Raw genomic sequence first — 24,998 nt, 5'->3', positions numbered from 1 at the left:
CCGCCATGCCCGGCCGGACGCCTGCAGGTGTCACCTCCGTCTGCTTCGGGGTCGCTGGATTGGGTGGAGGTGGATGCCTACGCATGGCCGAGGCGCTTCTAGACACGTCCTAGGTGTTGCGCTTCCAGAAGGGGCGACGGGGTGTCGGCTTTCCCGTGAAGTCGCTGAGGACCTGGAGTGCGCGGGTCCACAGGTCGTTGACGGTGGTCTCGTCCGACGTGGGGTGCAGGCGGCGGAGGTCGTCACGTAGCGAGGTCAGGGACGAGGTGTCGAGTTGCTGTGCCTCCATTCGTTGGATGATCGACTCGAGGGTGGGGAGGAGTTCGCTCAGCAGGTGGTGGACGCGTTGATCATGCGTGTCGGCAACCTGGCGGAGGCGATCGAGCACGTTGCCGAGTTCCTGCTGGAACCCGATGGCGGCGGATGCCGGGCGAGCGCGGCGTCGTGACGGCGGGCTTCCGCCTGCGGTCGATTGCCGGTCGAGGGGGCGACTGGTGCCTCGCGCGGGCGGGGCCGCGCCATATCCGAACGGAGGTGGGGATCCCGGAGCCGGGAGGGGGGCGGGGGCGCCCGCCGAGAGGGATTGCGGGGCGGCTGACGAGAAGGCGGCGGCACGCATCGCGCTCGGCGGGGGTGCGGGCGTCGGTGCCGCCCAGCCTCGGGGCGTCTCCACTGGCTGGACGACCTGGTGCGGGGCGTCGCCGTCGGTGACGACCCGGCTGTCCACGGCCACGAACGCGGTGAAACGGCACAGGACACCGAAGCGGAGTGATGTGTCCACGATGCGTTGCTCCAGGTCGTCGGGGCCGCGAGCCGTGTAGCGGTCTTCGAGGTCGCGCAGGTGCGCGCGGGCCCAGATGGACGTGGCTGCCGGGTTCTTGGTGACGGTGCCCGTGGCCCGCTGCTCCCAGGCGCTTCCACCGGACGCGGTCCCGCGGACGGTCAGCGAGCCCGACGCGGCGCCGCGGAAACGGCCCGCGATCACCAGCGGCACATCGGGGAACAGCGCGCCCAGCCGGCCCGGCGCCACGGTGCCGGGGATGATCTCCAGGCCCTCGGGGTGGAGCGAGAGCCCGGTCGCCAGCGGCGCGGCGATCCGGTGATGGATGTGCTCCATCGCCTCGTCCAGGCGGTCTTCGGACTCGACCAGCTCGCAGCGCCCCTGGCCGATGGCGGCGAGCCGGTTCAGGAAGCCCGCGTTGACCGCCTGGTCGATGCCGACGGCGTGGACGCGGACGCCTGACAGCCGGGGTTCGAGGTGGGCGAGGAGCTGGTCTTCGTTGCCGACCTGGCCGTCGGTGATCAGGACGAGCACCCGGTCGCGGACGGAGTCACCGAGCAGGCGGCACCCTTCGTCGAGCGGGGCCAGCATCTCGGTGCCGCCGCGCGCGCTCAGTGCCGACAGGTGTTCGACTGCGCGGAACCGGTTGCGGTCGGTGCCGTCCACCAGCCCGGTGCCGAGGTCGCGGGGGCGTTCGATGACAGTGTCGAAGGACAGGACGGCGAACCGGTCCTCGCTGCGGAGCGTGTCGACGATGCGGGCGGCGGCGCGGCGGGCGGCGACCATCTTCCAGCCCTGCATGCTGCCGGAACGGTCGAGGACGAGCACGACGTCACGAGGGCTCGGCCGCGTCGCCCCCGAGGGGAGCACGGTGAGGCGGAACGTTCCCTCTTCGCCGGATTCGTCCCGGATCAGGGTGAGGGCCGCGCTCTCGTGCGCGGCGAAGTCGAGCCGGAGGATGAAGTCGCGGTCGAGGCGTTCGCCCGGTTGCAGCCGCACCGTGGTGCGCCCGGCATCGCCCTCCTCGGCCACCACGTGCAGCGCCGAGCGGATCTGGGTCAGTGGCAGCCCTGCGGGGTCGATGTCGACGGTGACGGCAAGCCGGACCGGGTTGGGGAAGCCCGGCAGCAGGACGGGCGGGCTGATTCGGGAGGCGTCCGGCACGGCGTCGGTGTCGTCGGCGACTCCTGGCCCGGCCCGCTCGCCCTCCAACGGCGTCCCCGGGATGTAGCGGGGCGCGACGACAAGCGGGAAGCGGAACGTCGCGCTGGACGATGACTCGTGCGGCAACGGTTGGTCGAGGGCGAGCCTGATCGTCACGCGTTCGCTCGGCAGGATGTTGCCGACCCGCATGGTGAAGACGTCCGGACGGTCTTCTTCCGCGATGGCGGCGCGCTGACCGGCGGCGATCGCGGTGTCGTAGTCCTGCCGGGCTTGGCCGCGCTCTTTCAGGGTCCCTTCGATGACCCGGTCGGCGGCCTCCATCCGCATGGCGGTGACGGCGCCGCGGTCGGGCAGCGGGAAGACGTAGGTGGCTTCCAGTGGCGTGTCGTACGGGTTGCGGAAACCCTGGACGACTTCGATGCCGGCGGCGAGCCCGTTGATCGACGCGTGCACGTCGACGGAGTCGAGCGGCAGGTTGCCCTTGTCGGTGGTGAGCGCGCCCAGCCCGTGCTCGGGCTCCGGTGGCGCGGTCTCGGGCAACGGCAGTATGCGCACGGTCACTGGGACCTCCGGGAAGGGTCGGCGGACGGGGACGCGGGGCTTTCTGCGGGGACGAGAAGACCGCGCCGGTGCAGCGCGTCGAGCAGCGGCCGCGCGGCGTTCTCGATGGCGGCGAGGTCATCGCCGTTCAGGACGGGGACGTCCAGGAGGAGGGTGACACCGGACGCGAGCCGGACCCCCTGGATGACCGGTGGAAGAGGTGTGCCGTAGTCGTCGGCCACGGTCGCCGGTCCGTAGTAGACGTCGGGACGCGTGTTCCAGAAGGTTCTGCGGGAGGTCTTCTCGTGATGGTCGGTTGTTGTCTCCTCCCGGTTTATTGGGCTTTCTGAGGCGGCGGCGTGGTTCGTCGGCTCGTCCGTGGAGTTCCTGGACGTTGCGGTTTCTGCGCCTGGAGAGGCTGTCGAAGCGGTGGTGAAACCGGCCGGGCGGCGTGCGGGGGCGGCGGCGTCAGGTTCCGCGGCGAGGTCACGCTCCGCGGCAGTGGCGGGATCTGCCGCACCGGTGGCGGCGGCGCCCGGGGGATCGGCACGGCGGCCGCCCGGCGAGGCGGGCGCGGGGTTCGGGGTGGGGACGGAGGCCGGGGCCGGGTGGGGTGGAAGAGCGGCGATTCGTTCGAGGGTCGCGTCGGTTGCGGCGGCGAGCTCGATCTGGATCTCGGCGATCGAGCGGCCGATGGCCTGACGGCGTTTCACCGCGACCAGCTGCAGGAGATGGCGTGGGCCGTACAGGGCGGTGCGGCCACGGCGGCCGAGAGGCGGGTCGACCAGGCCGATCGTGGTGTACCAGCGGATCAGCCGCTCGTTGGGAAGATCGCGCACCCGGCCGCTGACCTGTGCGGACCCGTCCGCGGCGAGGGCCGCGGCGGCATGCTCCGCCAGCTCGGTGATCGTCCAGTTGCCGTCCATGAGTCCGATGATGACACTGTCGCGATTACAGTGTCAAGTTAATTTCAAGATCAACTCCGGGAGTCGTGTGCGCTGCCCCGATCGGTGGCGTGGGGGTGTTGTTGGTTGGTTTGGGCGTCTGGTGGCGGCAAATGGGAGTGCCGTTCCGAAGGGTGCGTGGGCTCTCGTGATCAATTGCGGACGGTCAAGTTTGTTCGGAATGGTTGTGGATTTCTCTACCCTTCGCTCTGTGTAGTAGCTCCGTCTCTCTCCGACATAACAGCCTGGTCGTCCAATGATCGACTGTGTATCCATAAGTTTGGGCAAAGCGCCATGAACTCCACTTCTGCGACAGTTCGGAAAAGAGGGAGCGAAGCGGGGGAATGAAGTTCAGTATCAGTGATTGATCTCTTGAAATAGTCGCTGAATACTGACGGCAGCCCTTACCTTCTGTGCCATGGACGACCATCTCCTGGTCGAGGCTCTGCGTGAGCGAGACGCCGACGCCCCCGCCGCGGTGTACGACGCCCATGCCGACCGCCTCTACGCCTACTGCTGGTTCCAGTTGCGTTGCAGGGATGCCGCACAGGTGGCGCTCCGCGACACGTTCATCGTGGCCGAGGCGCACATCGGCAAGTTGCGCGACCCGGACCGGTTCGGGCCGTGGCTCTACGCCATCGCAAGGCTGGAGTGCGCGCGGCGGATGCCGTCGAGGGACCAGGCACCGGACGTGCCGGTGGCCAGCCACGACCAGGAGGACGTCGACCAGCGCATCATGGCCTGGCAGGCGGTTCTGGCGCTGCGGCCCATGTCGCGGGAGATTCTGGAGCTGAGAGTCAGGCACCAACTGTCCGTGCCCGACCTCGCCGCGGTGTTCGACGTGCCGCTGAAGGATGCCCAGGCGGCGCTCGATTGCGCGCACGCCGAGTTGGAAGAGGCGCTGACCGCCGAGATACTCGCGCATCAGGGGCCCTACGGTTGCTCCCAGCGTGCCCGGCTTCTGAGGGAACGGCGCGGCGCGTTCAACCATGACCTGAACGGCCGGCTGATGAGGCACGCAGACGAATGCTCCGTCTGCGGAGCGTTCCGTCCGCGCACGGTGTCGGCCGCCAAGGTGTACGGGTTGCTGCCGGACGCCGACCTTGCGGCGGAACTGAGGCACCGGGTCATGAGCTGCTTCATGGACTCGGAGCTCGTCGGCTACAGACTCTTCGTCGCCAGCCGGGTCGCGGAGTTCACCGCCGACGGGTTCCCTGTCCAGTCCAGACCGCCGGTGGGGCCGCTCAAGGGTGCGGGGCCGAGAGGGCTTGTCCGGCTTCGTCGCTTCCGCAGGAAGGACGTCCGGCCGAAGGCGCCCCTGACCGGAGGAGGCGCCCCCAAGTCGACTGGCCTTGGCGCCCATGCCACTCGCGTCGTCCTGGTGCTCACGGCGATAGCCCTTCTTGCCGGGGGCGGGGTCGCTTCCATTTATGGGCTGTTCGACGCTGGGCGACGTGACACGGGCATGGCGGCCGGTCCGCGTCCGACCGCGTTCCCTGGCGCTTCGCGGGAGCCGGGCCTAGGAGGGCCGCCCGCGGACCGTCCGGATGCTGGAACGCACCTGGACTCCATTCCAGTGTCCGCAACGTTCCCCTTGGGCTCGCGGGTCTCGTCCGCACCGCCGACCGCCCTGCCGGCATCATCGGTGCCGTCCGGCCCCGCAGTCGATTCGACGGGTTCCCGGGCTAAGGGCGCGCTGGTGCTCTCCCCGCTCTACCTGGATCTGGCAGGAGGCGCGGACGGTTCCGTCGAGCTGCGCGCGGAAGGTGGCCCGGTATCCTGGCAGGCGAACAGCCGCGCACCTGTGCGAGCCGACCCCATGTCGGGATATCTGAGGGCCGGTCAAAGCGTGACCGTGCGCGTGCACGTATCGCGCCAGCCGGGCTCCCGTGGCGGCGGCACCATCACGTTCTTCCCGGGAAGGAAACAGGTGCACGTCACCTGGCGCCCCGACGCTCCAAACCCGGATCCGACACCTTCGCCTACGCCGACGAGTCCCGCCCCTGGAGAACCGTCCACTCCGCCTGGCACGCAGCGGCCGACCAGTCCGCCGCCCTCCAGGCCCAAGCCTCCGTCGTCCCGGCCCCCGTCTTCCGACCCTCCATCGTCCAAGCCGCCGTCGTCCCCAGAGCCGTCGCCTTCTGGGCCGCCTCCGTCCGGCGGCGGATCGGATCCGTCGCCGGACCCGCCTCCGTCAACGGAGCCGTCCTCGCCGACCAGGTCTACCGCTCCCAGTACGGGCACGACGCCCAGTACCTGATCGGCGGCGTGGGCGGACGTACCTGTCATTGCCCGAGTCAACTACTCCTCGTAGGAGATTGTTTGCGCTAAGCAGTGCACGCCAGGGGGAGGACGTGCGCATGGCACCTGGCGCAACAAAGACCCGTCGCGCGATCCCGTCGCCCTTCCGCGGTGCGTCCTCCCTCCGCGGTGCGGTGCTGCCGCTGATCGCCTTCTCCGCGAGTCTTGCGCTCGGTATGAGCATGCAGTCGTCGGCCGCGTTTACCCGTCCCGCCGCTGCCGACCCAGGCCCCAGCGCCCGCGACGTTGAACGAAGCCAGGACCGCGTCAGGAAAAGGGCCGCCGAGGTAGGACGGACCAAGGCCATGCTCGCCCGGGCGGACGGCGAACTGGACCGGCTCGCGGTCGCCGCAGAGGCCGCCATTGAGCAATACAACGGCGAGCGGCTCAAACTGCAGTGGTCGCAGCAGGCGTACAAGGACACTCAGGTGCGAGTGGCCGAGGCCGACCGAAGGCTAGAGGAGAAGCGGGCGGAACTGGCCGCATTCGCCGCGCAGGCCTACCGCTACAACACCGGCTACAACCAAATGCCACTGGCTCTTACCGGCAGCGGTGGCCCCCAGGGCTCCATGGATCGTGCCGCGACGGTCGAGTTGCTCGCTGAACAACGAGCCGCGATGGTCGAACGGGTCGAGGCGGCCAGGAACGTCGCCGACGTTTTCCGCCGCCAGGCACAGGCGGCATTCGCCGAGCAAAGCACGGCGGCGAAACGGGCCGACGAGGCCAGGCAGGCGGCACAGGACGCGGTTGCCACCCAGCAAGCGTCAGTGCAGCGCATCGAGGCGGAAAAGCGCCGTCTCGAGCGTCGGCTTGGGAGCGCACAGGCACACGCAGCCCAGGTCAAGCGCGCGCGGGAACGGGCACTCGAAAAGGTCGAATCGCACAAGATTCGTTCCGAATTCATAGGTTCGAAACGACCCGTCGGGGACCTGCCCGCGGCGGCACGGGGCGCAGTCGTGGTGCGAGCAGCACTGAAATGGCTCGGCACCCCCTACTCGTGGGGCGGCGGCACCGTGGCCGGACCGAGCTACGGCGTGGCGCAGGGGGCGAGAACCATCGGTTTCGACTGCTCCGGCTTGGCGATGTACGCGTGGCACAAGGCCGGTGTACGGCTCGTCCACTGGACGGGCACGCAGTGGACGTCCGGGCCCCATGTACCCCTCAACGAGATGCGCCCCGGTGACCTCGTCTTCTTCGCGACCGACACGTCCGATCCCGGCACCATTCACCATGTGGGCATCTACGTCGGCAGGGGGCGGATGGTCGAGGCGCCTTACACCGGTGCGCGGGTGCGCATATCCAGCGTCCACCGAGACGACCTCATCGGTGCGACGCGTCCCGCCCTCTAAGGCCGCGCACAGCAGCACACATCAGCACACGTCCGGCGCGAAGACGAGAACCCTTCCGCAGGGACTCCATGCGGAAGGGTTCTTCGCGGTGTCACATCGGCGCGGGAGCGGATTCGGCACCGTTGACCACGTCCGGCTTGGCGCAGCCGGTTCGGCCCAGGAGGCCGCCAGGCGGCATGTCGGCCGCTGAGGGCGACGTTCAGTGGCCGCCCTGATCCGCCGCGCGCTTGAGGGAACGCTCGATCTCCTGCTCGGCCTCGACGCGTCCCACCCAGCTCGCGCCCTCGACGGACTTGCCGGGCTCCAGGTCCTTGTAGACCTCGAAGAAGTGCTGGATCTCCAGGCGGTCGAACTCGGCGACGTGGTGGATGTCGCGCAGGTGCTCCATGCGGGGGTCGGTCGCGGGGACGCAGAGGACCTTGTCGTCACCACCGGCCTCGTCGGTCATCCGGAACATGCCCACCGCGCGGCAGCGGATGAGGCAGCCCGGGAACGTCGGCTCCTGCAGCAGCACCAGCGCGTCCAGGGGGTCGCCGTCCTCACCGAGGGTGTGCTCGATGAACCCGTAGTCGGCCGGATACTGCGTCGAGGTGAACAGCATGCGGTCGAGCCGGATGCGCCCGGTCTCGTGGTCAACCTCGTACTTGTTCCGCTGGCCCTTCGGGATCTCAATGGTGACGTCGAAATCCAAGATGTCCTCCGCTCCCTGCGCGCGCGCAGTGAATAGTCTTTCGGGAGCCCGTGGGCGAGGCCGTCCCCACAGGTGAGTGTTTCCCTTATATAAGGATGTCGCACGTTGGTGAGTGCTGAGTGGGAGAGGGGCGGTCACGTGCCTGGACGGGCCCGTGCCCTCGCAGTCCTGTCGCTGTGCCTCCTTAACGTTTTCGCCATCGCCGCCGGGTCGGCAGTGGTGAAACTCACACCTGACCGGCGGCTGACCCCGCAGCCGCCCAGCGTGGCCTCTCGCGACCTCGTGCGGGCGCCCGTGTCCGCGGCGCTTCCCGCGGCCGATCCCGCGGACGGACGGCCGCCGAACGCGTCCGTCCTGGCCGGGCGGCTCTCCGCGCTGATCGGCGGCCCGCGCGCGAAGATAAACGCCGTGGTCATCGATGTGGCGACCGGGCGGCCACTGTTCGAGTGGCGCGCCGACCGGCCGGCGACACCGGCATCGACCACGAAACTGGTCACGTCGGTGGCCGCACTGGCCTCGGTGGGGCCCGCGCACAGGATCACCACGCAGGTCGTGCAGGGTGCCGGTGGCGGGATAGTACTGGTCGGCGGCGGAGACCCGACATTGACGGCCCTCCCTCCGCGCCCCGACGCGGGCCATCCGCCCTATGCGTCCCTCTCCGACCTGGCCAGGCAGACGGCCACCGCGCTGAAGGCATCGGGTGTAGGACGGGTGCGCGTTGACTACGACACGTCCGCCTACAAGGGCCCGCGTACAGCAGCGGGGTGGAAACCCAACTACGTGCCTGACGGGGAGGTCGCTCCCGTCACCGCACTAGCGGTTGACGAAGGCCGGGTGGCTCCGTCTGACCCGTCCAGGAAGACGAGGGTCTCCGATCCGGCGGCCTCTGCCGTCAAGCAGTTCGCCCGGTTGCTTTCCAGGTACGGGGTCAGCGCGAAGGTGGGTCGTAGCACCGTCGCGCAGAAGGGGGCGGCGCGGCTCGGCGCGGTCCAGTCACCGCCGATGTCCGCGCTCGTGGAGCATTTGCTGACCGACAGCGACAACGACGTGGCCGAGGCTGTGGCCAGGCAGGTCGCCATGAAGCTGGGCCTGCCCGCGACGTTCGCGGACGCCGCGCAGGCCGTCCAGCGCGTCCTCGCCCAGCTGGGCATCGCGCAGGGGGTTTCGGTCAACGACGGCAGCGGTTTGTCTACGCGGAACCGAATCACGCCCATCGCACTGGCACGTCTCGTCGCGATCGCCGCAGGTGAGGAGAACCCGGAGCTCCGTTCTTTCGTCACCGGCATGCCGATCGCCGGCTTCTCGGGGACGCTGAGCCCGCCGCGTTACACCGGCGCGGCCAGCCGCGCAGGCGCGGGCATGGTGCGCGCCAAGACGGGCACGCTGGCGGGGGTCAGCACGCTCGCCGGGCTTGCGTACGACGCCGACGGCGGGCTGCTCGCCTTCGCCTTCATGGCGGGAGACGGTAAGGGCCCGGTCGATCCGGGAAAGCTGGACCAGCTCGCGGCGGCGATCGCGGCCTGCGGCTGTGGCTGACCGCTCAATCGGACATCTGGCTGCTCTTACGGACACCTGGCGGTTTGGGGTGGTGTGTGGGCCAGGCCGTACGGGAGATAACCAGAACGGTTGTTCGTTGAACGACTGTGCAGGGGCGCTCCGGCGCCGTGTCCGAAACGTACGGTGGAGTACATGAGCGCCTCAATGATCGACTGGAACGTGGCGGTCCAGGCCGGGACCCGCCTCGTCAGGCCGGGACCGCAGGTCAGCCACGCCGAGGCCCGCGAGGTCGTGGCGGAGCTGCGCGCGCTGTCGAAGATCGCCCACGGGCATGTCCGGGACTTCACGGGCATGGCCTCCGAACTCGATCCGGATCCCGCGACCGTCGTGGACAGGCCCGGCTGGATCCGGGCGAACGTCGACGGCTTCCGTGTGGTGCTCGAACCCCTGATGGAGCAGATGTCCGAGCGGCGCGGGCCAGGGCCGCTCGGTGGTGCGGGCAACGTCGTCGTCCAAGCCGTGGGCTCTCGCGTCACAGGGATGCAGGTCGGCGCGATCCTCGCCTACATGGCCAGCCGTGTCCTCGGCCAGTACGAGCTGTTCCTGCCGCCCGACCCGTCCGGGCGTGCGCCGACAGGACGGCTGACCCTGGTCGCACCCAACATCGTGCAGGTGGAGCAGGAACTCGGTGTTGAGGCGCATGACTTCCGCCTATGGGTGTGCCTGCACGAAGAGACGCACCGCGCCCAGTTCACCGGGGTCCCGTGGCTGCGCGAGTACGTGCAGGACCAGATGACCCAGTTCCTTCTCGCGTCCGACCTTGACCCGGGCGTGATGCTGGACCGCATCCGCGACGCCGCCGAAGCGGTCGCGGACGCCGTGCGCGGTGGCGACGCCAACCTCATCGACGCGATCCAGAGCCCGGAGCAACGCGCCATCCTCGACCGTCTCACCGCGGTGATGACACTGGTCGAAGGGCATGGCGACTACGTGATGGACGCCGTCGGCCCGGAAGTCGTGCCGTCCGTACAGCAGATCCGGTCACGCTTCCAGGGACGGCGTGACGGCGGCTCGAAACTCGACAAGACGATCCGGCGCCTGCTCGGCATCGACCTGAAGATGAAGCAGTACGCGGAGGGTTCGCGGTTCGTCCGGCGGGTCGTCACCGAGGTCGGCATGAGCGGGTTCAACCAGGTGTGGCAGTCACCAGAGACGCTGCCCACGCACGACGAGATCAAGGAGCCGGCCCTGTGGATGGACCGCGTCGTCGGCCCACGCGCCCTCGACGTGCCGCCTAAGGCCAACGAGGCCTGACCTTACGAGACGCAGCCCGACCCTACGAGACGCAGCCCGACCGTACGAGAGCGACGCCCCGGCCTAGGCGCTGACCCGGGAGCGGCTGTGAGCGCCGCCGCGCGCAGAACGCCGCGTGGTGGTAGAGGTTTCTCATGGGCCCTGATCCGGCGGTGGCGGCGGTACGTCTCGCGGTGCGGCGCGCTCTGGCCGATCTTCCCCAGGGCGCGCTGGTGGTCGCCGCGTGCAGCGGCGGTGCCGACTCCCTGGCACTCGCCGCGGCACTGGCCTTTGAAGCGCCCAGGGCGGGACGCCCGGCCGCCGGTGTCACGATCGACCACGGCCTACAGGACGGTTCCGCAGAGCGTGCGGACGGCGTCGTCCGAACCATGGCTGACCTTGGCCTGGACCCGTCCGGATCGATCGCGGTCACCGTCGATGGGCCGGGCGGACCGGAGAACGCGGCTCGCGACGCCCGCTACAGAGCGCTCGACGAGGCCGCCGGCCGGCTGGGCGCAGCGGCCGTTCTCCTTGGGCATACGCAGGACGACCAGGCCGAGACCGTCCTGCTGGGGTTGGCGCGTGGTTCCGGGGCCCGATCGCTGTCCGGCATGCCGGCCGCGTTCAATCGCCATGTCGCCACAGGCCAGGGCCAGGGGGAGCGGAGCGTCCGCTATCTGAGACCCCTTCTTGACCTTGACCGTGCCACCACCCGCAGGGCATGCGAGGCGATGGGCCTCGAACCCTGGGACGACCCCCACAACGTTGATCCCGCCTACACGCGCGTGCGCGTACGCCACGAGGCTCTGCCGGCACTGGAGAAGGCTCTCGGCCCAGGTGTGACCGAAGCCCTGGCCCGCACGGCGAAGATGCTGCGCGCTGACGCTGACGCTCTCGACGAACTCGCCACCCAGGCCTACGACGACCTGGAGGCCCCGGAGGACGGCTACACCGTGGCGCTCCGCCTGGAAGGGCTCGAAGAACTTCCCAGAGCCGTTCGTACTCGTGTAATGCGGGTGGCGGCGGTCAAGGCGGGAAGTCCACCGGGTACGCTCGCGGCCGTCCATGTCGATGCAGTCGATCGGCTGGTCACGGCCTGGCACGGCCAGCGGCACGTGGATCTGCCCGGGGGGCTTCGAGCCGTTCGGCGGTATGGGAAGCTGCTGTTCGGCCCGGTTTGACATCGCGCCGTGTGCGGATCGTCACACGAGCCTCGCATGGCGCGCCCGCTGCGTGAACGGCGAAAACGGCGCGCGGTGATGTCCGTCCCACCGGACGGGCGAGGTCTGAGCGATGAGGGTGGGGTTTGTGGACGAGAAGGACCTGGGCACGGACCTGGCGAAGGTGCTCATCCCGGAGGCCGACCTGCAGGCCAAGGTGCAGGAGCTCGCCGGGCAGATCGACGCCGACTACGCGGGCAGGGACCTGCTCCTCGTCGGAGTCCTCAAGGGCGCCGTCATGATCATGGCCGATCTGGCGCGGGCACTGCACTCGCCCGCCTCGATGGACTGGATGGCCGTGTCGTCGTACGGGTCGGGCACGAAGTCGTCAGGCGTCGTGCGCATCCTCAAGGACCTCGACACCGACATCCTCGACCGGCACGTCCTGATCGTGGAGGACATCGTCGACTCGGGCCTGACCCTGTCCTGGCTCGTGAGCAACCTGCGCTCGCGCGACCCCGCGTCGCTGGAGATCTGCGCGCTTCTGCGCAAGCCCGAGGCGGTCAAGACCGAGGTCGAGGTCCGGTACGTGGGGTTCGACATCCCGAACGAGTTCGTCATCGGCTATGGGCTCGACTACTCGGAGAAGTATCGGAACCTGCCGTTCGTCGGAACGCTCGCCCCGCACGTGTACGGCGGTGGCGCCTAGCGCGTCCGCGGCGGGCCTTAGCACGTCGCGGGGGCCTTGGGGCGGCCTCAGGGAACAAAGGGACCGTGACGAATCGTTGCAAAGGTCGTTGACGGGTATATGGATGGGATGCAGGAGAACGGCGTCGGCTGCGTCTGCTGCATCCTGCGGTGTACCGTCGTTGTCCCGGACCCTCGGGTCGGGGAGCCACACGAGGGAAGCCGCCACGGCGGTTCCGGAGCCCCCGGGCGTCGGGCCGCTCGTGGGACGCATTGTTGGTCGCCCCGGCGTCCGTCCCCCAGGACGGACGAGGATCGTACACAGACGTTGAGCAGGAGGGACGGGGCCCCGGAGGGGTAACCGGATAAATGGACGTGAAGCGCTACTTTCGCGGGCCGCTGCTGTGGATCCTGCTGTTCGGCCTCTTGGTCGCCCTCGTCATGTGGGGCGTCAACCCCGGCCGTTCCTACGAGAAGGTCGACACCTCCAAGGTGGTCCAGGAGATCAACGCGGGTCAGGTCAAGTCCGCGAAGATCATTGACAAGGACCAGCGGATCGAGCTGACGCTCACCAATGGCAAGCAGCAGCAGGCCTCCTGGGTCGACGGCCAGGGCCTTCGCCTGCAGGAGCAGCTGCAGAAGCAGGCCGACGCGGGCAAGCTGTCCGGTGGTTACAACGTCGACGTGCCGAAGCAGAGCTTCTTCCTGAACTTGCTGTTCAGCCTGCTGCCGATCGTCGTCATCGTGCTGATCTTCCTGTTCATCATGAACCAGATGCAGGGCGGCGGCTCGCGGGTGATGAACTTCGGCAAGTCCAAGGCCAAGCTCATCACCAAGGACACCCCGAAGACCACCTTCGCCGACGTGGCCGGGGCCGACGAGGCCCTGGAAGAGCTGGAAGAGATCAAGGACTTCCTGCAGAACCCGGCGAAGTTCCAATCGATCGGCGCCAAAATCCCTAAGGGCGTGCTTCTGTACGGCCCGCCCGGTACCGGTAAGACGCTGCTCGCGCGTGCGGTGGCCGGTGAAGCCGGTGTCCCCTTCTACTCGATCTCCGGCTCGGACTTCGTCGAGATGTTCGTCGGTGTGGGTGCCTCCCGCGTCCGCGACCTGTTCGAGCAGGCCAAGACCAACGCGCCCTCGATCATCTTCATCGACGAGATCGACGCCGTCGGCCGGCACCGTGGTGCGGGCCTGGGCGGCGGTCACGACGAGCGTGAGCAGACCCTGAACCAGCTGCTGGTCGAGATGGACGGGTTCGACGTCAAGGGCGGCGTGATCCTGATCGCCGCGACGAACCGTCCCGACATCCTCGACCCGGCGCTGCTGCGTCCCGGCCGGTTCGACCGCCAGGTCACCGTGGACCGTCCTGACCTGGAGGGCCGCAAGGGCATCCTGCGCGTGCACGGCCGCGGCAAGCCGTTCGCCCCGGACGTCGAGCTGGACATCATCGCGCGCCGCACCCCGGGCTTCACCGGCGCTGACCTGGCCAACGTGATCAACGAGGCGGCGCTGCTCACCGCGCGCTTCGACCGCAAGCTGATCGACATGGACACCCTGGAGGAGTCCATCGACCGCGTCATGGCCGGGCCGGAGCGCAAGACCCGCGTGATGTCGGAGAAGGAAAAGAAGATCATCGCCTATCACGAGGGCGGGCACGCTCTGGTGGCGCACGCGCTGCCGAACTCCGACCCCGTGCACAAGGTGACGATCCTTCCGCGTGGACGGGCCCTGGGCTACACCATGACCCTCCCCATGGAGGACAAGTTCCTCACGACCCGTTCAGAGATGAACGACCAGCTCGCCATGTTGCTCGGCGGGCGCACCGCAGAGGAACTGGTCTTCCACGAGCCGACGACCGGTGCCGCCAACGACATCGAGAAGGCGAGCTCGATCGCCCGCAACATGGTGACCGAGTACGGCATGAGCGAGCGTCTGGGCGCGCGCAAGTTCGGCTCTGGCCAGGGTGAAGTGTTCCTGGGCCGCGACATGGGGCACGAGCGCGACTACTCCGAGGACATCGCGTCCGCGATCGATGACGAGGTCCGCCGCTACATCGAGGCCGCGCACGACACCGCGTGGGAGATCCTCGTGGAGTACCGGGACGTCCTGGACGAGCTCGTCGTCAACCTCATGGAGAAGGAGACCCTCTCCAAGGAGATGGTGCTGCGAATCTTCGAGCCCATCCAGAAGCGGCCGCACCAGAACTCCTACACCGGTTACGGCAAGCGGCTCCCGTCGGACCGTCCGCCGATCATGACGCCCAAGGAACTGGCTCTGCTCGGCCCGCAGGACGTCACCGAGCTGACCAAGAACAACGGCCAGGGCGGCGTCACCTCTGAGGTCGCCGACCCGGCCCAGGGCGAAAGCTGACCGCGTTGGCTCATTCGCAGGACGAAGGATCGGCGCACGTGGAGCCGGAGGACGGGACACCGTCCTCCGGCAAGACGGCGAAGGCCGCGCGTGAGGCCGGCCGCGCGTTCGTCGAAGGCGAGGCACGGATCCTGGAGGAGCCGCCAGGGTTCGACCATGCCCGGATCGAGAAGGCCGTTCGGGAGATCCTCATCGGCATCGGTGAGGACCCTAACCGCGACGGGCTCCGCGAGACTCCGGCCAGGGTCGCGCGCGCGTACGCCGAACAGTTCGCGGGCCTGAGGCAGCAGCCGGAGGACGCGCTGACGACGGTGTTCGACGCCGACCACGAAGAGATGGTCCTGGTGAAGGACATCGAGGTGTACTCCGTTTGCGAGCACCACCTGGTGCCCTTCCACGGGGTGGCCCACGTCGGGTACACGCCCAACAAGAAGGGCCAGATCACCGGACTGTCGAAACTGGCGCGCCTGGTTGACGTGTATGCGCGGCGCCCGCAGGTGCAGGAGCGGTTGACCAGCCAGGTCGCCGACGCGCTGATGAGCGTGCTGGAGCCGCGCGGCGCGATCGTGGTGATCGAGGCCGAGCACCTGTGCATGACGATGCGCGGGGTGCGGAAGCCGGGCGCGAAGACGGTGACGTCGGCGGTTCGCGGCGACTTCCGCGATCATGCCGAGACGCGCTCCGAGGCGATGAGCTTGATTCTCGGGCGCTATTGACCGTCCGCCCAAACCTAGCAGCATCGAACGCGTGAACGGGCCTCAGCGTTGCGCTGAGGCCCGTTCGCGTGCCATCGGGCGGCTGTCCGGGCGCGGCGAGCGCGCGGCCGCTCCGCCCGGCCAGGTGCGGCGGACGGGCCGGGCCGCCGCTTCGGCTCGGCCGGGTGGGCGAGCGGAGGCGCGCCCCGGCCGGGCGAGTTCAAGGCATAGGGTTGGGTGCATGACCATTGCCGCCGTTCCGGGGCTGCCCGCACCAGGGCGCTGCCTCGTCATGGGCGTGGTCAACGTGACCCCAGATTCGTTCTCGGACGGCGGAGCCTGGTTCGACCCGGAGAAGGCCATCGCTCACGGGCTGGACCTCGTCGCGGCGGGCGCCGACATCGTCGACGTGGGCGGTGAATCCACCCGGCCCGGGGCGCAGCGCGTGTCGCGGGACGAAGAGCTGCGTCGCGTGGTTCCCGTCATCGAAGCGCTCAACAACGAGAACGTGCCGGTCAGTGTCGACACAATGCGCGCCGAAGTGGCGGAGGCCGCCCTCGGTGTGGGCGCACGGCTGGTGAACGACGTCAGCGGTGGCCTGGCCGATCCCCAGATGCCGCAGGTCGTCGCCGCGGCAGGCGTCCCCTACGTCGTGATGCACTGGCGTGGTCACAGCCATGACATGCAGTCGCGCGCCGTCTACGAGGACGTGGTGCGCGAGGTGCGCGACGAACTTCTGAGCAGAGTCGACGCCGTCCTGGCCGAGGGCGTCGACCCGTCGATGATCGTGCTCGATCCAGGGCTCGGTTTCGGTAAGAATCCGGTGGCCGGGCACAACTGGTCGTTGCTTTCGCATCTGGACGCCTTCACCGCGCTCGGCTATCCCGTCCTGGTCGGGGCGTCCCGCAAGAACTTCCTCACCAGGCTTCTGGCCGAGCCCGATGGGACTCCCCGTCCGTTCCTCGAATGCGACGACGCCACTGTGGCCGTCACGTCGCTGGTCGCCGCCGCCGGCGCGTGGTGTGTGCGGGTCCATCGCGTCCGCCCGAACGCGGATGCCGTGCGTGTGGCGGCCGCCATCCGCGCGGCCCGTCCCCTTGACGAAGACGGTCCTGGCCAAGCCGCGGCTGACGTTCGCGCCCACCACGGGAGCCGCCGCCCATGAGCCATGCCGTGAACCGCGCCGACGTGGACGAGGTCCACGCCGAGTTCTATGCGGCGTTCGAAGCCGGTGACCTCGACCGCATGTCCGACGTGTGGGCGGACGGCCCGTACGCCGAAGCCGTCTCCTGCGTGCACCCCGGCTGGACGATGCTGCGCGGACGCGAAGAGGTGCTGCGCTCCTGGGCGCTCATCATGGCCAACACCACCTACATCCAGTTCGTGCTGACCGAGGTGGAAACCGACGTCTACGGCGACCACGCGGTGGTGACGTGCAAGGAGAACGTTCTCACCGCCGACGAGGACACCGAGGCCGGATTCCTCGCAGGGGGAAGCATCGTGGCCACCAACGTGTTCGTACGGGCGGACGGTGAGTGGAGGCTCCTGCTTCACCACGGTTCCCCTGTCCTCAACGTCGCGGATGCAGAGGAAGAATGAGTCTCGACCGCATCGAGCTGCGCGGCCTCAGAGCGCGCGGACGGCACGGATGCCTGCCCGCGGAGCGCGAGCTCGGGCAGGAGTTCGTGGTGGACGCGGTCCTCGGTCTCGACACCCGCCCAGCCGCCGCCGGGGACGACCTTTCACGTACCGTCGACTACGGAACGCTCGCCGGCCGCCTGGTCGCCGTGGTCGAGGGAGAACCCGTCAACCTGCTCGAAACACTGGCAGACCGGTTGGCGACAATTTGTCTGGAAGATGGGACGGTTTCCGAGGTGGAGATCACCGTCCACAAGCCGAGCGCCCCGGTGCCGCACCCCTTCACGGACGTGGCCGTGAAGATCAGGAGGAGTCGCCCATGACAGCGTCCGACCGCATGCCCGACCGCACCGCCACCGGCGGCCACATGCTGGTCGAGCACCGCGTCGTCTTCTCGATCGGCAGCAACCTCGGAGACCGCCTGGACAACATCCAGGAGGCCGTGGACGCGCTGTTCGACGCACCAGGGCTGAACTTCGTGGCCTTTTCGCCCGTCTACGAGACCGCCCCGTACGCGCCCCCTGGCGAGACCCTGCCGGAGCAGGGCGATTTCCTGAACATCGTCCTCATCGCCGACACGCGGCTGCCACCGGAGAACCTCCTCGAACGCGTGCTGAACATCGAGACGTCGATGCGGCGGGAACGCGAGGTCCGCTGGGGGCCGCGCACACTCGACATCGACATCGTCGTGTTCGGGGACGTCTCGTCCACCGACCCCGATCTGACGCTTCCGCATCCGCGTGCGCACGAGCGCGCGTTCGTGCTCGTCCCGTGGGCCGACATCGAACCGGACGTCCTGCTTCCCGGGCATGGCCGCGTCGGAGACCTCGCCCAGGCCAAACAGTCGGAGGGTGGTCCCTCGACCGTTCGCCGCCGGGAGGACCTGGCCCTTCAGCAGCCTGCATGAAGCCGTCCCGCCCTCTGTTCCTCGTCGCCCTCGTGGTCGTCATAGCGGTGATCACCTGGGCGGTGTTGCGTTCCGCCTATCTGTCGCTGCCGCCGCTGCCGTGGACGGCGGTCCCCACCCTGCTGCTGCTGGCGCTCGGTGAGGCCTTCACAGGCCTGAACGTGCTACGCCGTCTCCGCCGCAGGCCAGACGCCGCACGCCGGCCAGAAGAGCGCCGCAAGACCTCGCCCAAACCGCTGGAACCGATGGCGGTCGCGCGGCTCGCCGCCCTGGGCAAGGCCAGCGCGCACTCCGCCGCGGTCATAGCGGGCATCTTCGCCGGGTTCGCCGCCAGCCTCGCCTCGTCGCTCGACAAGGCGACGCCACGGCAGGACTTCTTCGTCAGCGGCGGGACGTTCCTCGCCGCGGCGGTCCTGGTCGCCGCCGCATTCTTCCTGGAGTACGCCTGCCGCGTGCCCAAGGACCCGGACGAAGAGGAACGCAACCGTGGAGCGTCCCGCGCCTGACCCAGTCCGGTCGTCGCAGGGCCCCGGGCCCGTCATTTGTCGATGTCGCCCACGACGAAGAACATCGAGCCGAGAATGGCGATCATGTCCGCGACCAGGTTGCCGGGCAGTAGCTCCTTCAGGACCTGGATGTTGTTGAACGACGCAGAACGCAGTTTCAAGCGCCACGGTGTCTTCTCGCCACGCGACACCAGGTAGTAGCCGTTGATGCCCAGCGGATTCTCCGTCCAGGCATAGATGTGACCCTCCGGAACTTTCAGAACCTTCGGGAGCCGCTGATTGATGGGGCCGGGCGGGAGCTCGGCCAGGCGGTCGAGGCACGCGTCCGCGAGGTCGAGGGAGGCGTGCACCTGGTCCAGCAGGCATTCGAACCGGGCCAGGCAGTCGCCCTCCGACCGGGTGACGACGCGGACGTCCAGGTCCCCGTAGGCGAGGTACGGTTCGTCGCGGCGCAGGTCGAAGTCCAGGCCGGACGCGCGTGCGATGGGCCCGGACACCCCGTACTGCAGGATCTGCTCCTGCGTGAGCACTCCAACGCCTCTCGTCCGGGCCCGGAAGATCTCGTTGCCCATGATGAGGTCGTCGATGTCGCTCATACGGCCCCGGACTTCGGACACCGCTTTCCGCGCGCGCGCCGTCCAACCGGCCGGAAGCTCCTCTTTCAGCCCACCGACACGGTTGAACATGTAGTGCATGCGCCCACCGGAGATTTCCTCCATTACCCGCTGCAACGTCTCACGCTCACGGAACGCGTAGAAGATCGGGGTGATGGCACCCACTTCTAGCGGGTACGAGCCGAGGAACATCAGATGGTTGAGGATGCGATTGAGCTCTGCGAGGAGCGTCCTCGCCCAGACGGCACGGGCCGGGACCTCCATGCCCAGCATGCGCTCGGCGGCCAGGACGACACCGAGTTCGCTGGAGAACGCCGACAGCCAGTCGTGCCGGTTGGCCAGCACGACGATCTGCCGGAAGTCCCGCACCTCGAAGAGCTTCTCCGCTCCCCGGTGCATGTAGCCGACGATGGGCTCGGCCGCCGAGATGCGTTCGCCGTCCAAGGTCAGCCTCAGCCGGAGCACACCGTGCGTGGACGGGTGCTGGGGGCCGATGTTCAAAGTCATGTCCTCGGTGGCGAGCTCCTTGGCGCCCGCACCGATACCGACGATCCGTTCGGTGGTCATGGTCGCGTCTCCGCCGCTCCGGTCACCGCTTCATGGTCGCATGGCGAGCGGTACTCGTTATCCGATTGACTAGGAGGCAATGAACGCGAGCCACGGCGAACCGCCATTCGAGCCCGCCGCGAACTCTGGAGCCCAGGGCGCGGCGCATCCGCCCACGCCTTCCGGCCCAGGACACGGCAGTCAACCGCCGGGCCCTCCCGGTCAGGGCCAGGTACCGGCGCACTACTCGCCGGACCGGAATCGGCCGTCCGGGCAGCCCGTCTACAGCGCGGACCAGGCGTTTGCGGCAGGCGGCGGCCTGCATTGGTCCCCCATCTCGAAACGCCATGCCTTGCACAGGCTTCTCAGCGCCGTCCTCTGGGCGATTCCGGTGGGTGGCGTGGGCGGGTTCATCGTATGGAGGAACGGTGGCGTGGTCCCGGCCGCCATGTGGGTCGCCGCAGTAGGGTTCTTGGCCATCCTCACCTGGCTGGTGGCCGAACTCGACCGCCGGGCGTTCGGCTACGCCGAGCGTGCGGACGACCTCATCGTCACCCATGGGGTTCTCGTCAAGCGGCTCATCGTCGTCCCATACGGGCGGATGCAGTTCGTGGACGTCACGGCGGGACTGCTGGAGCGGTGGATGGGCATCGCGACCGTCCGGATGCACACCGCCGCCGCCGCTACGGACGCCACCATCCCCGGCCTGCCCGCCTCGGAGGCCGCCCTTCTGCGAGACCGCCTTGCCCAGAAGGGCGAGGAACGGAGTATGGGCCTATGAGCGGCCCATACGGCCCGCCAGGCCAACCCGGCCCATACGGCCCGCACGGCCCGCATGGTCGGCCTGGGCAACCCGGCCCTCACGGCCCCCCAGGTCAGCCCGGCCCTTACGGCCCGCCAGGCCGGCCCGGTCCTTATGGCCCATCGGGTCAGCCCGGCCCGCACGGGCGGCCGTACGGGCCCAACGGCCGCCCGCCTTATGGCCCGCAACCGCCACCCCACGGTTCTCCGCCTCCGGGCCAGCCGTACGGGCCGCCGCGTCCTCCCTACGGCTACGGTCCACCGCACGATTCTCGTCCACCGATCCGGTTCTCCGAGGGCACGCACAGGCTCCACTGGGCGACGGCACCACTGCGCGCGTTCATTTTCCTAATCATCTACTTCGTCTTGCTCGGCTTTCCTCTGCTGCTGACCCAGACGGGGGACGGTATAACGCTGGCGTTCACTCCGGATGTGATCGTCAGATTCCTCATCGTGAGCATTCCGATGAGCCTGATCGCGGTGGGATCGGGCCTCTGGACGTGGCTCGCGGTACGTTTCCGCGTTGACGGTGACGACCTGGTCGTGGAGACCGGTGTACTCCGCAAGAACAAGCGTCGAATCCCGCTTTCGCGTATCCAGGCCATAGATCTCGTTCGTCCTCTGGTCACCCGTGTGTTCGCCCTTGCAGAAGTGCGCGTAGAACTCGCCGGAGGCGCGCACAGCGAGATTGCGCTCCGCTATCTGGGACGGCATTCAGCCATGCAATTGCGTGCCGAACTGCTGGCGCGCGCGGCCGGTCTGCCCGGCCACACACCCGAGGCACCGGAACGGCACGTGTGGCGCGTTCCGTTCGGAGCCCTGCTCGGGTCGCTCGTCGTGCGGTTGCCGGTCCTTGGGACGGTCCTGCTCTTCTTCGCGTCCCTGCTGTTCCTGGTGATGTACACAGAGGGCGGCATTCTGGCGGTCACCATTCCGGTCCTGCTCGCGCTCATCCGGGCCGTGATCGCGCCACTCGTGATGTACGCCAACTTCACGGTCGCGATGTCGCCGGACGGGATCCGGCTCCGCTATGGCCTCCTGGAAACCCGGATGCAGACGCTCCCTCCAGGACGTGTCCAGGCGGTCAGCATCGTCGAACCGGCGATCTGGCGCTCCCTCGGCTGGGCCCGTGTCGAGGTCACCGTGGCGGGCTACGCGGGTGAGCGCCAGGCGTTGTCGTCGACCCTCCTGCCCGTGGCCCCGCGGCACGTCGCCATGCATCTCGTCTCGCAGGTGTTCCCCGGAACCCAGGTCGACGCGGTCTCGCTCATTCCGGCATCGTCCAAGGCAGTGGCGATCGACCGTGCGGAGGGTGCCGGCACAGACGACGTGGTCTTCGTGACCCGGCACGGCTGGCCCTGCCGGCGCACCGACGTGATCGCCCACGCGCGCGCGCAGAGCGTCCGGCTCACCATGAACCCGTTCCAGCGCCTGTTCGGGCTGGCCACGGTCCATGTCGATGCGCCTCCCGGCCCGGTGCAGGTGGCCGCGACCGACCGCGAACTGGGCGAGGCCCGCGCCATCGTGGAATCGACCGCGCGCCGGGCCCGGGCCGCCCGCCGAGCCGGCGGGGACCCGACCCGCTGGGCCCGCTGACCGAGTTATCCACAGAATCACGTTCTACTTCCGGGTTCGGCCGCGCTCGTCGAACATGGATTCCGGTCGGCCCGCTCGCCGGGGGGAGGGCGGGCCGACCGCCCATCGTCGCCTCACCGGGGAGTATCGAATGATCGCGCAGAATGCGGGCTGTCTGGCCGTCGGGTGTCGGCGGGCGCTCATTGCGCTCGTGCGTCGGCAAAGTGGAATCACATTCGAGATCGTGCGCGGCGGCCGCACGAGGATGGGACTCCTATTGGACAACAGGGCGCTCATGACGCGCCACGAGGTCGCCGACCCAGTTCGCCGTGCTGCACGGCGCTCGTCTGCAAGTGGGCGTGCATCACCCTTTCAAACGAGACGTGGAGCGTGTGCCGGCGGTATCGGCGCACCTAGAACGTCGATGCTCTCAATTCACGAAGGTCGGGCGAGGAAAGGTGTGGCCGGGAAGTGCGTGAGATGCGAACATCGATAGACATGAGTGTTCTGGCCTATGACCCCTGGTCTCCGGAGTTCGTGGCGAACCCCTACCCGGCGTTCGAGCGGCTCCGCGCCGACCGTCCCGTGTATTTCGACGAACCCACCGGCCAGTGGGTGATCAGCCGATACGAGGACGTGAACGCTCTCCTGCGTGACCGTCGGCTCGGACGGACGTACCTCCACATCGCCGGCCACGAGGAGTTCGGCCAAGAGCCAGAGGCCGACTTCCTCAAACCGTTCTGGGACCTCGTCAGAGCCGGGATGCTGGACATGGAACCGCCCACGCACACCCGGCTGCGGCGCCTCGTGTCCAAGGCGTTCACCGCCCGGATGGTGGAGGGGCTGCGTCCGACCATCAGGCGGCTCGCAGGTGAGCTGGCGGGGGCGCTGGCCGCCAAGGGCGGCGGTGATCTGCTCGCCGAGGTCGCCGAACCGCTGCCGGTCAATGTGATCGCCGAGATGCTCGGCGTCCCCGTGCAGGACCGGCACCTCCTGCGCCCGTGGTCCGCCGACATCTGCGGCATGTACGAGCTGAACCCGCCCGAGGAGGTTCAGCGGACGGCCGTCCGCGCCGCCGCGGAGTTCTCCGAGTACCTGCGCCGCCTGTCCCGCACCCGCCGCGACGAGCCGCGCGACGACCTCATCACCGCCCTCGCCCACGTCGTGGACGGGAGCGACCGGCTCACCGAGGACGAGCTGATCGGTACCTGCGTGCTGCTGCTCAACGCCGGTCATGAAGCGACCGTCAACGCGACCGGCAACGGCTGGTGGGCACTGTTCCGCAACCCGGGCGAACTGGAACGACTCAGGGCCGACCCTTCTCTCATCCCCACGGCCGTCGAAGAGCTGATGCGCTATGACACACCGGCGCCGATGTTCGAGCGCTGGGTCCTGGAGGACATCACCGTCGGCGACGTTCCCATTCCGCGCGGGGCCGAGGTCGCGCTGCAGTTCGCGTCCGCCAACCGCGACCCAGAGGTGTTCCCCGACCCCGACCGGCTTGACCTCTCGCGTGACCCGAATCCGCACATCACGTTCGGTCTCGGCATCCATTACTGCCTCGGTGCCCCGCTCGGGCGGATCGAGCTCGCCGAGTCCTATGGAGCGCTTCTCCGCGCCGCCCCCGACCTCCGTCTGTCCGCCGAACCGCAATGGAAGCCCGGCTTCGTCCTACGCGGCCTGAAGGCTCTCCACGTGGAACGTTGATCGTCGTAGAAGCCGCCAGCGTGTCCTACACCGTCGACCATGCGGAGCTGCCCCCGCGACCAGCGGGGCCGGACAACCTCCAGACCCAACGCTGACCACAGGCCCCGGCCAGCCACTGGAGCGGGTCCCGTCCGCGGGCAGGTCAGGGAGAGATGGTGGCTACGGGCACAGGACGGTTGGGAGGGGGATGCCTACGGTTTGAGCGAGCCAGCCGAAGCCGCCCAGTCCGGACGGGTCGGTCAGCTCGGCGTCTTCGCCGGCGTGGCAGAGGGCCGCCACGTAGGAGCGGGGGTCGCGGTGGGCCAGATCCACCGGTGGGCGGGCACCGGAGAGACCGAGCGCCCGCAAGGCGGTGCGCTGGGTCGTCAGGAGGGTGGACGTGGCGCCGGCGCGCTCGCCGGCCGCGGTGCAGGCGTCGAGCGCGACATGCGCGGTGACGTCGCAGGAGCCGTCCGGGACGGCGGGGACGGTAAGGCCGTCGCGGTAGCCGGTCAACGTGCCGTACACGGGACGCGACTCGCGATAGTGCGAGTAGTCCACGGCCAGCGCGAGGCCCCGCGAGACGCGTCCGACCACAGCGGCCCAGGCGGCGCAACGCGGATGGCCGATCTCGGCGCGGTCGCCGGGTTCGTGAAGGGGCCACCAGTCCTCAAGCCAGTCGCGGTCCTCGTCGGACGGTGCGGGCCCAGGGCGTTCGGTGCCCGTGGACGGTTGAACCAGCACGGTACGGACGCCGTCAGGGGTGCGTTCGACGACGTCCAAGGGCACGTTGTCGAGCCACTCGTTGGCCACGGCGAGACCGGTGATGCGCTCCGGCAGCCGGCTTCGCCAGACGATCTGTGAGGGGGTGTCGGGTGGACGCGGCGCGATCTCCACCGCGGTCGGCGCGAGCCTGGACGCCAGATCGGCCGGTACGCAGGCCAGGATGTTGCTGAGCAGCCGCCCCGACCCCGCGCCGATGTCGACGACGTCCACCCGGTCGGGCCGCCCGAGCAGTGCGTCGACCTCGACGAGGAGACGTGCGACGGCGAGGGCGAACCGCGGGGAGGCGTGCACCGAGGTCCGGAAATGCTCGGCGGGACGCTCGCCACGCCGGTAGAAACCGCCTTCTCCGTACAGTGCCCGCTCCATCGCGGTGCGCCACGGCAGCCACTCGGTAACCAACGCCTCCACGAGGGTGACGTTACCGTGGGCCACGGCGCCCGGACGGCGATCCCGAGACCCCCATC

21 protein-coding genes are annotated in these 24,998 nt (G+C 68.9%); 16 read left to right on the top strand and 5 right to left on the bottom strand.

Features of this window, described 5'->3' with window-relative positions:
• Positions 1 to 109: 109 nt before the first annotated feature.
• Both ACH34S_RS38895 and ACH34S_RS38890 read right to left on the bottom strand, forming a co-directional pair.
• The gene (locus ACH34S_RS38895) at positions 110 to 2,506 is read right to left on the bottom strand and encodes a VIT domain-containing protein (RefSeq protein ID WP_395957927.1); all 2,397 of its coding nucleotides are present in this window, start codon (positions 2,504 to 2,506) and stop codon (positions 110 to 112) included.
• Positions 2,503 to 3,411 (bottom strand): MerR family transcriptional regulator, encoded by a 909-nt coding sequence (locus ACH34S_RS38890; RefSeq protein ID WP_395957926.1) that lies wholly within the window; start codon positions 3,409 to 3,411, stop codon positions 2,503 to 2,505. Before ACH34S_RS38890 ends, ACH34S_RS38895 begins: the two co-directional genes overlap by 4 nt.
• 436 nt (positions 3,412 to 3,847) lie before the next feature.
• Between ACH34S_RS38890 and ACH34S_RS38885 the strand changes: the two genes are divergently transcribed.
• On the top strand, positions 3,848 to 5,689 hold the full coding sequence (locus tag ACH34S_RS38885) for a hypothetical protein (RefSeq protein WP_395957925.1): 1,842 nt from the start codon (positions 3,848 to 3,850) through the stop codon (positions 5,687 to 5,689).
• A 175-nt stretch (positions 5,690 to 5,864) separates the two neighbouring features.
• Positions 5,865 to 7,079: an NlpC/P60 family protein gene (locus tag ACH34S_RS38880; RefSeq protein WP_395957924.1), complete on the top strand. Its 1,215-nt coding sequence runs from the start codon at positions 5,865 to 5,867 to the stop codon at positions 7,077 to 7,079.
• Positions 7,080 to 7,278: 199 nt separating this feature from the next.
• Here the strand turns inward: ACH34S_RS38880 and ACH34S_RS38875 are convergent, their stop codons facing one another.
• Positions 7,279 to 7,770: an inorganic diphosphatase gene (locus ACH34S_RS38875; protein ID WP_132182143.1), complete on the bottom strand. Its 492-nt coding sequence runs from the start codon at positions 7,768 to 7,770 to the stop codon at positions 7,279 to 7,281.
• 219 nt (positions 7,771 to 7,989) lie between these two features.
• Here ACH34S_RS38875 and dacB point away from each other — a divergent pair, with 219 nt between their 5' ends.
• The 11 genes from dacB (at position 7,990) to ACH34S_RS38820 (ending at position 18,526) form a co-directional block, all read left to right on the top strand.
• Positions 7,990 to 9,306, top strand: coding sequence for a D-alanyl-D-alanine carboxypeptidase/D-alanyl-D-alanine-endopeptidase (gene dacB, locus ACH34S_RS38870; RefSeq protein WP_395957923.1), 1,317 nt, complete (start codon positions 7,990 to 7,992; stop codon positions 9,304 to 9,306).
• A 165-nt stretch (positions 9,307 to 9,471) separates the two neighbouring features.
• Positions 9,472 to 10,581, top strand: a complete 1,110-nt coding sequence (locus tag ACH34S_RS38865; RefSeq protein WP_395958018.1) for a zinc-dependent metalloprotease — start codon at positions 9,472 to 9,474, stop codon at positions 10,579 to 10,581.
• A 134-nt stretch (positions 10,582 to 10,715) separates the two neighbouring features.
• Positions 10,716 to 11,741 carry a tRNA lysidine(34) synthetase TilS gene (gene tilS, locus ACH34S_RS38860; RefSeq protein ID WP_395957922.1) on the top strand — a complete coding sequence of 342 codons (1,026 nt, stop codon included), beginning with the start codon at positions 10,716 to 10,718 and terminating at the stop codon, positions 11,739 to 11,741.
• A gap of 127 nt (positions 11,742 to 11,868) precedes the next feature.
• The gene (hpt, locus tag ACH34S_RS38855; protein ID WP_395957921.1) at positions 11,869 to 12,429 is read left to right on the top strand and encodes a hypoxanthine phosphoribosyltransferase; all 561 of its coding nucleotides are present in this window, start codon (positions 11,869 to 11,871) and stop codon (positions 12,427 to 12,429) included.
• A 347-nt stretch (positions 12,430 to 12,776) separates the two neighbouring features.
• A complete protein-coding gene (ftsH, locus tag ACH34S_RS38850) occupies positions 12,777 to 14,780 on the top strand; it encodes an ATP-dependent zinc metalloprotease FtsH (protein ID WP_395957920.1) in 2,004 nt (667 codons plus the stop codon).
• 128 nt (positions 14,781 to 14,908) lie between these two features.
• Positions 14,909 to 15,496: a GTP cyclohydrolase I FolE gene (gene folE / locus ACH34S_RS38845; RefSeq protein WP_395958017.1), complete on the top strand. Its 588-nt coding sequence runs from the start codon at positions 14,909 to 14,911 to the stop codon at positions 15,494 to 15,496.
• A 220-nt stretch (positions 15,497 to 15,716) separates the two neighbouring features.
• Positions 15,717 to 16,640, top strand: coding sequence for a dihydropteroate synthase (gene folP / locus ACH34S_RS38840; protein WP_395957919.1), 924 nt, complete (start codon positions 15,717 to 15,719; stop codon positions 16,638 to 16,640).
• Positions 16,637 to 17,074, top strand: a complete 438-nt coding sequence (locus ACH34S_RS38835; RefSeq protein ID WP_395957918.1) for a nuclear transport factor 2 family protein — start codon at positions 16,637 to 16,639, stop codon at positions 17,072 to 17,074. Before folP ends, ACH34S_RS38835 begins: the two co-directional genes overlap by 4 nt.
• Positions 17,071 to 17,436 (top strand): dihydroneopterin aldolase, encoded by a 366-nt coding sequence (folB, locus tag ACH34S_RS38830; RefSeq protein WP_132178698.1) that lies wholly within the window; start codon positions 17,071 to 17,073, stop codon positions 17,434 to 17,436. Before ACH34S_RS38835 ends, folB begins: the two co-directional genes overlap by 4 nt.
• Positions 17,433 to 18,020 (top strand): 2-amino-4-hydroxy-6-hydroxymethyldihydropteridine diphosphokinase, encoded by a 588-nt coding sequence (folK, locus tag ACH34S_RS38825; protein ID WP_395957917.1) that lies wholly within the window; start codon positions 17,433 to 17,435, stop codon positions 18,018 to 18,020. Before folB ends, folK begins: the two co-directional genes overlap by 4 nt.
• Positions 18,017 to 18,526, top strand: a complete 510-nt coding sequence (locus tag ACH34S_RS38820; protein WP_395957916.1) for a DUF3180 domain-containing protein — start codon at positions 18,017 to 18,019, stop codon at positions 18,524 to 18,526. The genes folK and ACH34S_RS38820 overlap by 4 nt, the downstream gene beginning before the upstream one ends.
• A 32-nt stretch (positions 18,527 to 18,558) precedes the next feature.
• On the opposite strand, the gene ACH34S_RS38815 is transcribed toward ACH34S_RS38820, so the two are convergent.
• On the bottom strand, positions 18,559 to 19,707 hold the full coding sequence (locus tag ACH34S_RS38815; RefSeq protein WP_395957915.1) for an NADH-quinone oxidoreductase subunit D: 1,149 nt from the start codon (positions 19,705 to 19,707) through the stop codon (positions 18,559 to 18,561).
• Positions 19,708 to 20,119: 412 nt separating this feature from the next.
• On the opposite strand from ACH34S_RS38815, the gene ACH34S_RS38810 reads away from it, so the two are divergent.
• From ACH34S_RS38810 to ACH34S_RS38800, 3 genes are all read left to right on the top strand, one after another.
• Positions 20,120 to 20,467 carry a PH domain-containing protein gene (locus ACH34S_RS38810; RefSeq protein WP_395957914.1) on the top strand — a complete coding sequence of 116 codons (348 nt, stop codon included), beginning with the start codon at positions 20,120 to 20,122 and terminating at the stop codon, positions 20,465 to 20,467.
• Positions 20,468 to 20,853: 386 nt separating this feature from the next.
• Positions 20,854 to 22,083, top strand: coding sequence for a PH domain-containing protein (locus tag ACH34S_RS38805; protein WP_395957913.1), 1,230 nt, complete (start codon positions 20,854 to 20,856; stop codon positions 22,081 to 22,083).
• A 477-nt stretch (positions 22,084 to 22,560) separates the two neighbouring features.
• Positions 22,561 to 23,769: a cytochrome P450 gene (locus ACH34S_RS38800; protein ID WP_395957912.1), complete on the top strand. Its 1,209-nt coding sequence runs from the start codon at positions 22,561 to 22,563 to the stop codon at positions 23,767 to 23,769.
• Between the two features lie 159 nt (positions 23,770 to 23,928).
• On the opposite strand, the gene ACH34S_RS38795 is transcribed toward ACH34S_RS38800, so the two are convergent.
• The gene (locus tag ACH34S_RS38795) at positions 23,929 to 24,942 is read right to left on the bottom strand and encodes an SAM-dependent methyltransferase (protein ID WP_395957911.1); all 1,014 of its coding nucleotides are present in this window, start codon (positions 24,940 to 24,942) and stop codon (positions 23,929 to 23,931) included.
• Positions 24,943 to 24,998 lie beyond the last annotated feature (56 nt).

The organism is Actinomadura sp. 3N508 (assembly GCF_044326375.1).
Taxonomy (GTDB): Bacteria; Actinomycetota; Actinomycetes; order Streptosporangiales; family Streptosporangiaceae; genus Spirillospora.
Note: the sequence above shows the minus strand (reverse complement) of the source record. Positions and strands in the feature narration are given on the sequence as shown.

Excerpts from the sequence above, each read along its gene's own strand:
- ACH34S_RS38885 (WP_395957925.1), top strand. The coding sequence starts at position 3,848 with ATGGACGACCATCTCCTGGTCGAGGCTCTGCGTGAGCGAGACGCCGAC.
- ACH34S_RS38835 (WP_395957918.1), top strand. The coding sequence starts at position 16,637 with ATGAGCCATGCCGTGAACCGCGCCGACGTGGACGAGGTCCACGCCGAG.
- folP (WP_395957919.1), top strand. The coding sequence starts at position 15,717 with ATGACCATTGCCGCCGTTCCGGGGCTGCCCGCACCAGGGCGCTGCCTC.
- ACH34S_RS38865 (WP_395958018.1), top strand. The coding sequence starts at position 9,472 with ATGATCGACTGGAACGTGGCGGTCCAGGCCGGGACCCGCCTCGTCAGG.
- tilS (WP_395957922.1), top strand. The coding sequence starts at position 10,716 with ATGGGCCCTGATCCGGCGGTGGCGGCGGTACGTCTCGCGGTGCGGCGC.
- ACH34S_RS38890 (WP_395957926.1), bottom strand. The coding sequence starts at position 3,411 with ATGGACGGCAACTGGACGATCACCGAGCTGGCGGAGCATGCCGCCGCG.
- folK (WP_395957917.1), top strand. The coding sequence starts at position 17,433 with ATGACAGCGTCCGACCGCATGCCCGACCGCACCGCCACCGGCGGCCAC.
- ACH34S_RS38800 (WP_395957912.1), top strand. The coding sequence starts at position 22,561 with ATGAGTGTTCTGGCCTATGACCCCTGGTCTCCGGAGTTCGTGGCGAAC.
- ACH34S_RS38820 (WP_395957916.1), top strand. The coding sequence starts at position 18,017 with ATGAAGCCGTCCCGCCCTCTGTTCCTCGTCGCCCTCGTGGTCGTCATA.
- ftsH (WP_395957920.1), top strand. The coding sequence starts at position 12,777 with ATGGACGTGAAGCGCTACTTTCGCGGGCCGCTGCTGTGGATCCTGCTG.
- folB (WP_132178698.1), top strand. The coding sequence starts at position 17,071 with ATGAGTCTCGACCGCATCGAGCTGCGCGGCCTCAGAGCGCGCGGACGG.
- ACH34S_RS38815 (WP_395957915.1), bottom strand. The coding sequence starts at position 19,707 with ATGACCACCGAACGGATCGTCGGTATCGGTGCGGGCGCCAAGGAGCTC.